The organism is Chthonomonas sp. (assembly GCF_035294165.1).
Lineage (GTDB): Bacteria > Armatimonadota > Chthonomonadetes > Chthonomonadales > Chthonomonadaceae > Chthonomonas.
The window spans coordinates 24,436-32,623 of record NZ_DATGLN010000064.1 but is presented as its reverse complement, the minus strand read 5'-3'; the positions used below and the strand labels follow the sequence as shown (position 1 = coordinate 32,623).

Annotated in this window: 6 protein-coding genes; 4 read left to right on the top strand and 2 right to left on the bottom strand. The window is 53.9% G+C overall.

Annotated features, from left to right (window positions below):
* Together VKV29_RS03090 and VKV29_RS03085 are read right to left on the bottom strand one after the other, a co-directional pair.
* A partial coding sequence (locus VKV29_RS03090) for a choice-of-anchor tandem repeat GloVer-containing protein (RefSeq protein WP_324199832.1) occupies positions 1 to 1,794 on the bottom strand: 1,794 nt, incomplete at its 3' end.
* A gap of 59 nt (positions 1,795 to 1,853) precedes the next feature.
* On the bottom strand, positions 1,854 to 3,239 hold the full coding sequence (locus VKV29_RS03085) for an L-type lectin-domain containing protein (RefSeq protein WP_324199831.1): 1,386 nt from the start codon (positions 3,237 to 3,239) through the stop codon (positions 1,854 to 1,856).
* 382 nt (positions 3,240 to 3,621) lie between these two features.
* Here VKV29_RS03085 and pstS point away from each other — a divergent pair, with 382 nt between their 5' ends.
* The 4 genes from pstS to pstB all read left to right on the top strand — a co-directional run bounded on the left by pstS (position 3,622) and on the right by pstB (position 8,003).
* Positions 3,622 to 4,659, top strand: a complete 1,038-nt coding sequence (gene pstS / locus VKV29_RS03080; protein WP_324199830.1) for a phosphate ABC transporter substrate-binding protein PstS — start codon at positions 3,622 to 3,624, stop codon at positions 4,657 to 4,659.
* A gap of 78 nt (positions 4,660 to 4,737) precedes the next feature.
* On the top strand, positions 4,738 to 6,744 hold the full coding sequence (gene pstC / locus VKV29_RS03075; RefSeq protein WP_324199829.1) for a phosphate ABC transporter permease subunit PstC: 2,007 nt from the start codon (positions 4,738 to 4,740) through the stop codon (positions 6,742 to 6,744).
* Positions 6,745 to 6,767: 23 nt separating this feature from the next.
* On the top strand, positions 6,768 to 7,151 hold the full coding sequence (locus VKV29_RS03070; protein WP_324199828.1) for a BON domain-containing protein: 384 nt from the start codon (positions 6,768 to 6,770) through the stop codon (positions 7,149 to 7,151).
* Between the two features lie 21 nt (positions 7,152 to 7,172).
* The gene (gene pstB, locus VKV29_RS03065) at positions 7,173 to 8,003 is read left to right on the top strand and encodes a phosphate ABC transporter ATP-binding protein PstB (RefSeq protein WP_324199827.1); all 831 of its coding nucleotides are present in this window, start codon (positions 7,173 to 7,175) and stop codon (positions 8,001 to 8,003) included.
* The last annotated feature ends 185 nt before the right edge of the window (positions 8,004 to 8,188 follow it).

The window sequence follows — 8,188 nt, the reverse complement described above, 5'->3', positions numbered from 1 at the left end:
GCCTCCGTTATCGGTGGTAGGTCCAAAGTCGAAGGAGTGAATTACGAAGAAGCCGTTGCCGAAGGTAGGCATTGCATAGAGCACCCCTCCGCCGTTGGATGGCGACCCACCATTTTGACAGGTGCCATAGATGGTGTTGTTATGACCGAGAACCAGTCGCCCTGATGGATTAGAGGAGACCGGCAGTAGAACCGATGGACCTCCAAAGCTGTGAAGCAGGGTATAGCTACTTCCGTCTGTCTGTATTCTGAAAAACACTCCTCCGCCAAATGCACCTCCACCTAGTGTGGTGCCGTAGAGGGAGCCGTTCTGGTCTTGTACGAGATAGGTAAAGGGCACGGCACCGCCTACATTCACATAGGAGTTAGAGGCAGTGCCGGGTGCATTGAAGGTGTGAATCACCGTGAAGCCGCTGCCGTCGGGGAGTAGTTTATACAGGTCACCACCTCCGTTTGCACCATAGTCACAGGCACCGTAGAGCGCTCCATCTTTGCCTTGCAGTAAACCGATAGGAAAGTTTCCATCCGTATCTGAGAAATTATGGAGAACGGCGAAGGTTCCATCCAATTGCAGTCTAAAGACAACCCCAAATCCAAGGTTCCCCCCGGAAAGCGTAGTGCCATAGAGAGCTTGGTCGGCTCCTTGGATAAGACCTTTGGGACCGACACCATCTGCATTGGGGTTAGGAGCGTCTGGGGCAGGGTTGAGAGGAGGTGTCTGGAGAGCGGCAAAGGTGTACACCACCTGAAACTGGGTTCCATCTGGGTTTATGCTATAAACCACGCCGGCTCCGTTAGCACCTCCTTCAATGGCCGTACCAAAAAGCGTGCCATCGGGTAACTGAATGATGGCACTCGGAATGGCCCCATCGTTTCCTCCGGTAAAGGTATGGAGCACCTGAAAGTTACTGCCATCAGAGGCGACGGAAAAAAGAACGCCATTCCCAAACGCCCCTCCGTAGTAAGATGTACCAAAGATCCGTCCGTCAGACCCTACAATAACCGATGCTCGTGGGTTTGCCCCGTCCGCGTTGATGCCAGAGTTTAGCGCGGAGAAGGCATGCAGCACGACGATGGGCTGGGAAGTATAAGTAGGAAGAACGTTTGGCCTGAACGTTTGCCCCCTTCCCATTGTCGGATACGCCAGCCCCAAGAGGAGCGCAAAAAGAAGATGGAGAAGCGCTCGGTGTCGGTTGGTCGAGCCTGGAAGCTGTAGTGTAACGTTTTTATTCATGGTGACTTCCTTGCAGAGGTCTCTCATAGCCTGTTTTCTGTTTCGGAAACGATGAAGCGTAAGCGTTGCCGTCAGCAGAAAGAGCAGGGTTAAGCTTGTAAGCGATCCCACCTCCGGTGTCGAGGCCGAGGGGTTGAGAGTCACTTGAAACGGCTCACTTGCCAACACGTTCGTATCCGCGGGGGTGGCACCACCCAAAATAGAGTAGGTGCCTGAGTAGTTACCGGCAGGTGCGTTCGAGGGATTGGTGACCGTAAACAGGCCGATCAAACCGGTGCCCTGCCCTGGGTTAAGAGAGGCGGGAGCGTTGGTGAAGAACGGGGAGTCGTCAATCGTCCAGCCTATTCCGGTAAAGGAGACGTTGTCGGCGTTAAGAAAAACGGGGACGTTTCCGTTGTTGGTTAGCGTGCCGGTAAAGGTGAAGACGGTGCTTGTGCCGGCAGGCCCCGACTGAAGGGCGGGGGTGAGCGTCATGGTAAGTTGGGCATGCGCCTTTCCAAGCCCACAGCAGATGACCAGCAGAAGCATGGTTAAAAACAGAAGCAGTTTCGCGGTTTTCATGTTTGTTTCTTCTCCTATGATAGTTTTAGCTGTCGAGTTGTAACTGAAGACATTTCGTTTCATGGCAGCACCACCCGCCAGGACTGCTGAAAGCTTCCTGAGTTTTGGTTGCCTCCTGCAGAGAGTCGCACGGTTTGGCCGCTTTTACCGGCCGTGCTAGGGAAGGTGAGGGTAAACGAGGTGCTTTGAGCCGAGTTCAGACTAACTGCGGAGGTGGGAAGAGAGGGAGAGAGAGGAGAACCGGCGGCCCCTAGCCGCGATGTTGTGAGTGAGATGCCGTTGATGGGCGTCGTGCCAACATTGGTTACCTGTATCGTTACCGAGTAGGTGCCATTAGCATTCTTCTGCAGATTAGCATAGGAGAGTTGCAGTGCGGAGGCCGTTCCGGTAACGAAGACCGAGCTGGCGCTCTGTGTGGTTCCCAACTGAGGGTTTTGGGCGACGATATGGAAGTGATAGACCTGATTGGGAAAGGTCGGGATTGTCACCGAGTGCGTTAATCCCATAGTGGTATCGGCCAAGGAGGGGCCATTAGGTTCCAGCACGGCGCTGCCGGTGGAGGGTTCATCCGTCGTCCAGAAGATTTGGGCGGAAGTTCCGGTGGCATTCACAATGACAGAGACATTGCCGATATGGAACAGGGAGGTTTTGTAGTTCCAGCTCAGAATGTCGTGGTTTTCCCAGGCCGCTCCTGTGGCAGAGGTTAGGCCTACCCAAGCCATTCCCGACGGCAGGCTAAGCGCTTGTTGGAGGTCAACAGGTACAGAGAGAATCTGCACCCCATCCAGGAAAACCGTCATGTTCCCCGGTGCTCCGGGCAGGTAGCGTATCTCGGCGGTATGCACGTTTCCATCCGCCATCCGCACCGGAAGGTTGGGGTTATCTCCCAGAATGAAAGTTCCGTTAGAGCCATCGGCGGAGTTAGCGCCGTTCCCATGCGTGTGGATGGCGATATGGTTGTTATTTGGGTCGGGCGGGTTATACCACCAGTTCCAGAAGGTATCGAACTCCACAGCCAGAGAGTGAGTGATACCGACATACCCGATATCTCCTCCTTTATTGCCGAGTGCCGTGTCGCCTGCGGGATCGTTTTGAATAACAAAGGCGATCCCGTCTGCTCCCGGCGTAACCCCTGAGACGGAGCCTAGGTCCGTAATCTGGAACTGGAAGGTGCTGTCGAAGCCACCCTGTACAAAGAGCTGAGCGCCGAACCAGGCCGCACCCGCTTTGAAATCGACTGCAGGCGTCAGCCTAAGCCGGTTGTTAAAGAAACCGGCATCTCCTACTAACGACAGGGTGTTCGGGAAGTTGGCGGACAGCGAACTGTTGCTGAAGTCCGGGTAGCTGAAGATGGTTTCAAGCTGTGCTCGGGCCATGTTGAAGCCGCCTAGAAAGAGCAAGATGCCCAGAAGCCAGGCGAGCGAAACGATCCGATGGCGCTTCATTTTGAAGCCTCCTGTTTTGAATTTGAGCGTTGGGGAAAGGCTTTTGAAGCCCTTCCGATTCTCACTATAACAGGCCATCATTAGCCCATCATTAGCTCAATCATTAGCTCAAAGGTGTTTTTGAGAGAAAATTTGATTTTTTCGGGAATAAGGGGCAAAAATTTTTTATTTTTTTTCGCAAGGAGCGTTGGGATACCGGGCGAGAAACCATTAGCTTGGCTTGTGCACCGCGCTATCTGCATTAGGGGGGCGCCGCGTCTTAACATTCTCTTAATATTTTTCGGGATATAATCGTTGGTAGAAAGCACAAGAGGTTTGGGCTGCGATCTGAAACCTCAACATAGCCGAAGGAGGCCGAGAAAAGAAGGATATGAATTTCAGGGTGAACCTGAGACAAGCAGGGAGTATAGGGCTACTGCTGTTGGTTGTTTCTGGGTACGCGCTTGCACAAGGCACTACCTTGCGAGGGGCCGGTAGCACCTTTGCTGCCCCTATCTACACCCAGTGGTTTGCAGAGTATAAAAAGGAGACCGGCGTGTCTGTGGACTACCAGGCGGTAGGGTCGGGCGCAGGGATCAACGCCCTGAAGAATCGCACGGTAGATTTTGGAGCGACGGATGCCCCCTTAACCGATTCCGACCTCAAACAGATGCCTTTTCCTGTGGTGCAGATTCCCACGTTGGGAGGCGCCGTGGTGATGACCTACAACCTGCCCGGTGTCGGCTCGGGGCTTCGTCTTACCCCGGAGATCATTGCCGATATCTATATGGGCAAGATCAAGAAGTGGAACGACCCGCGCATCCTGGCCGTTAACTTTATTAAGAATCTACCCGATCTGCCCATTCATCCTGTTCACCGCTCCGATGCTTCGGGAACGACCTATATCTTCACGAGCTTTCTGACAAAAGCCGTGCCTGAGTGGGCAAAACAGATAGGATCGGGAAAATCGGTGAGCTGGCCGGTTGGGATCGGAGGACAGGGTAACCCCGGCGTGACGGCCAATATTATGCGCACCAAGGGAGGGTTTGGTTATGTGGAGCTGGCCTATGCTATCCAGAACCATCTGTCACTGGCCTCCGTGCGTAATGCTGCCGGGAACTTCGTTACGCCTAGCGTTACCACCACCAATATCGCAATCGGGCAGTATATCGCCGCTTTGAAAAAGGACATCCGCACGCCTACCGTCTATGCTCCTGGTGTCAATAGTTATCCCATATGCGGGCTTACCTATGTGCTTATCTATCAGCATGGAGGAAGTAATCCGGGGCCGGTGACGAAGCTGTTTAGTTGGGCGATGGGTGAGGAAGCTCAAAAGATGGGAGAGAAGCTTTACTACGCTCCCCTGCCGCCTTCCTTGATAAAGCTGAATTTGGCGGCACTTAAAACCGTGCAAGGTGCCCAAGTGGCGATAGGGCCTTAATTAGGGAAAATGGCGCAAATCTCGTTGCCAAAAGCGCATACTCCAACACCCCGTGGGCTAGGGGGGCGAAGAGCCTGGGTGTTTCTCATAGATCGCCTTTTCCGCGGAACCGCCCTGCTCTTCGCTCTCTCAACCGTTGTGATTATTCTAGGTATTGCCCTCTCTTTGGTGCTGGCCTCCCGACAAAACTTTCACCACTCCGGCCTTCGCTTTTTCGTGGGTGAGAGGTGGATACCCAACCCACCTACGGCAGACAAGCCCATTGGGAACGTGTTCGGTGTGCTGCCCTTCGTATATGGCACATTCGTCACCTCGGCTTTAGCGCTGCTTTTGGCCGTGCCCATAGGGGTTGGCAGCGCCATCTTCTTGGCGGAGTTGGCGCCGCATCGGGTAAATAAAACACTCTCTTTCTTTATCGAGATGCTCGCAGCGGTGCCTAGCATCGTGTACGGTTACTGGGGCCTACTCTATCTCGTTCCCATTTTGCAAAACCAAGTGGAGGTATGGCTGAACGCTCATTTCGGAAGCATTCCCTTTTTCGCCTCCTACTATGATACGGGCACCGGCATGGATTTCCTTGCTGCCGGTGTTGTGCTCTCGCTTATGATTCTGCCCTACGTCACTGCGGTATCGCGTGACGTGCTGATGGCCGTTCCCCGTGTGCAACGCGAAGCGGCCTATGGCCTTGGCGCCACGCCATGGGAGGCCACTAAACAGGTGGTACTGCGCTATGCAAGTAGCGGAATCATCGGGGCCATTATGTTGGCGCTAGGCCGCGCATTGGGCGAAACCATGGCGGTGACTATGGTCATCGGCGCTAAAGTGACAATAGCTCATTTAAAAGACCCAGCAAGCTTCTCCCTCTTACGCTCCGGCTATACGATGACCTCCGTTCTCGTCGATCAGTACAATGGACCCAACTCTCCTTTACATGCGAGCGCTCTCACCGAGATCGCGCTGACGCTGTTTCTCATCACCATTGTGGTGAACGGGTTGGCTCGTCTGCTCGTTTGGCTTACTGCGAGCGGAGGGGGAGGAACACGCCGAACGGTGGCATTGCGTGGTCATTTAATCGGCTTTCTGCGCATCCTACTGAGCTTGTTGGTGGCCGTTGTGTTGCTCTATCAGATCGTGCATGATATGCGGTCGGAAGGTTTGCGGGGGCTTTTAGGGCCGGCAGAGGTGCTGGCGATATTTCTCTTGCTTCTAGGGAGTATTAACCGCTGGGCACCCCATACACGCTTTTTCCAGATGTGGCGACGCATCGGCAGCATCGGCGGTAATGTTGTCTGTTTTCTGTGTGCGCTGCTGGGGGCTGCTGCGCTTGTTTGGCTGTTCCAATATGTGTTTCGAGCCGGCTTTCCTGCCCTGAATGCGCAGTTCTTCCGTCGCCCAAACCCGGCAAACCCGGAGGCGGGAGGCATGTTGCATGCCATTGTAGGGACGGGTATTCTGGTGGCGATGGCCTCAGCCGTGGGCGTTCCTACTGGAATTTTAGGTGGAATCTATCTGTCGGAGTTTGGCAAAGGGAGACTGGGCTTCTGGATTCGGTTTTTCACAGACCTCCTTAACGGCGTGCCTTCCATCGTTGTCGGCATCTTCGTCTATAATATCCTGGTGGTGCCGACTCACGAAAACTTTGGATATGCCGGTGGCATTGCTTTGGGCATTTTGATGATCCCAACGGTGATGCGCACCACGGAAGAGCTGTTAAAAGTGGTGCCCGTCTCTTTACGTGAGGCCTCACTTGCCCTTGGGGCTACTTATGCTCGAACGATATGGAAAGTGGTGTTGCCGGCTGCCCGCGGAGGCATTCTCACCGGTATTCTCTTGGCAGTGGCGCGTGTGGCCGGAGAGACAGCCCCTCTGCTCATTGTGCTCTGTAGCATTAACTTGTGGTCGGTGAACCCACAAAAGCCCTTGCCTTCTCTGCCGGTTCAGATATATCTTCTGCGAAACGATAACGACCCCGTGGCGCTCTCCCAGGCGTGGGGTGCGGCGCTGGTGCTTGTGCTCCTCGTTATCGTGACGAGCCTGCTGGCGCGTATCGTCTCTGCACGAGGTGAGATACGGGCGACAAACTAAACTCTCGAACAAGAAGGGATGATATGAGACAAAGAGACTGTGGACTGTTGGGTGTTATAGGCTTGGCTGTGCTGCTGAGCGGCTGTTCCTCTAGTACGCCATCGGGAGGTGCCGCTTCCAGCCAGGGAACGTTGAACAACACAAGTAAGAATGCTCAGATCGAAGCCGATGCGAAGGCTGCGCTCGCAGCCGATCCGGCGTTGAAGGACGAGAAAATATCCGTCTCCGTTAAGGATGCCCAAGTGATCTTGGATGGTACGGTAAAATCTATTGCAGCGCACGATGAGGCCGAAAAGGACGTAGACCAGGTAATTCAAAAGTATTCTAGCGTTAACGCCGGTGTAATCAACAACCTTTTGGTGGCGAGTGACCGCACGGCCGTTTCCCAAAACGGGGGCGCGCCTTAGTTGCGAGGAGGAAGTCCTCTTATGGAAACAACAGAACGCGGGGTGCCGCTCTCTTTGGAAGAGAGTGTGATTGCCGGAGCCTCGAATGGAAGAAAGGAGGCTGTACGCATCTCTGTGCGGCATCTCGACTTCTTTTACGGGAAGTTTCAGGCGCTACACGACATCAACCTCGATATATTGCGCAATCAGGTAACCGCCCTTATAGGCCCTTCGGGTTGCGGGAAATCTACGTTTCTTCGCACCCTAAACCGGATGAACGACATTATTCCGGGTGCTCGCTTAAGTGGCCAGGTGCTGCTAGATGGAGAGGATATCTACGAGAAGGGAGTGGATGTCATTGCGCTGCGACGTCGTGTGGGTATGGTGTTTCAGAAGCCAAACCCGTTTCGAATGTCCATTCGAGAAAACGTAGAGTACGGGCCGCGCTTGCACGGCATTCGCGATAAGAAGCGCCTCGCCGAAATCGTTGAGCGCTCTCTGAAACAGGCAGCACTGTGGGATGAGGTAAAGGATAACCTCAATAAGTCGGCAGAAGAGCTTTCTGGGGGTCAGCAGCAGCGACTCTGTATTGCACGTACGCTGGCGGTAGACCCAGAGGTTATCCTTATGGATGAACCCTGTTCCGCGCTCGATCCGGCCTCAACCTATCGTATTGAGCAGCTCATGGACGAAATGCGCGCCAACTACACTATTGTTATCGTCACGCACAACATGCAGCAAGCGGCCCGTGTTTCACAACGCACGGCCTTCTTTTTAAAGGGTGAACTCATTGAAGTAGGAAATACGGAGGACATCTTCTCCCGACCACGCGACAAGCGTACGGAAGATTACATTCAAGGCCGATTCGGGTAACAGAGTGCATCTCTGCCTCATAGAAAAAAGCGGCAAGAAACCGAGGTTGTTTACCAAACACCAGTTGCAGTGTAGGGGTAGGCCTTGTGTCTACCCTTTTCAATTGTCCTTGATGGAGCCGGAATCGGGACGGTTCTGCAATATCGGTATCTACTGCCTCCTTTGCAGTGCGGTTCTCTTGACAA

Excerpts from the sequence above, each read along its gene's own strand:
- VKV29_RS03085 (WP_324199831.1), bottom strand. The coding sequence starts at position 3,239 with ATGAAGCGCCATCGGATCGTTTCGCTCGCCTGGCTTCTGGGCATCTTG.
- VKV29_RS03070 (WP_324199828.1), top strand. The coding sequence starts at position 6,768 with ATGAGACAAAGAGACTGTGGACTGTTGGGTGTTATAGGCTTGGCTGTG.
- pstB (WP_324199827.1), top strand. The coding sequence starts at position 7,173 with ATGGAAACAACAGAACGCGGGGTGCCGCTCTCTTTGGAAGAGAGTGTG.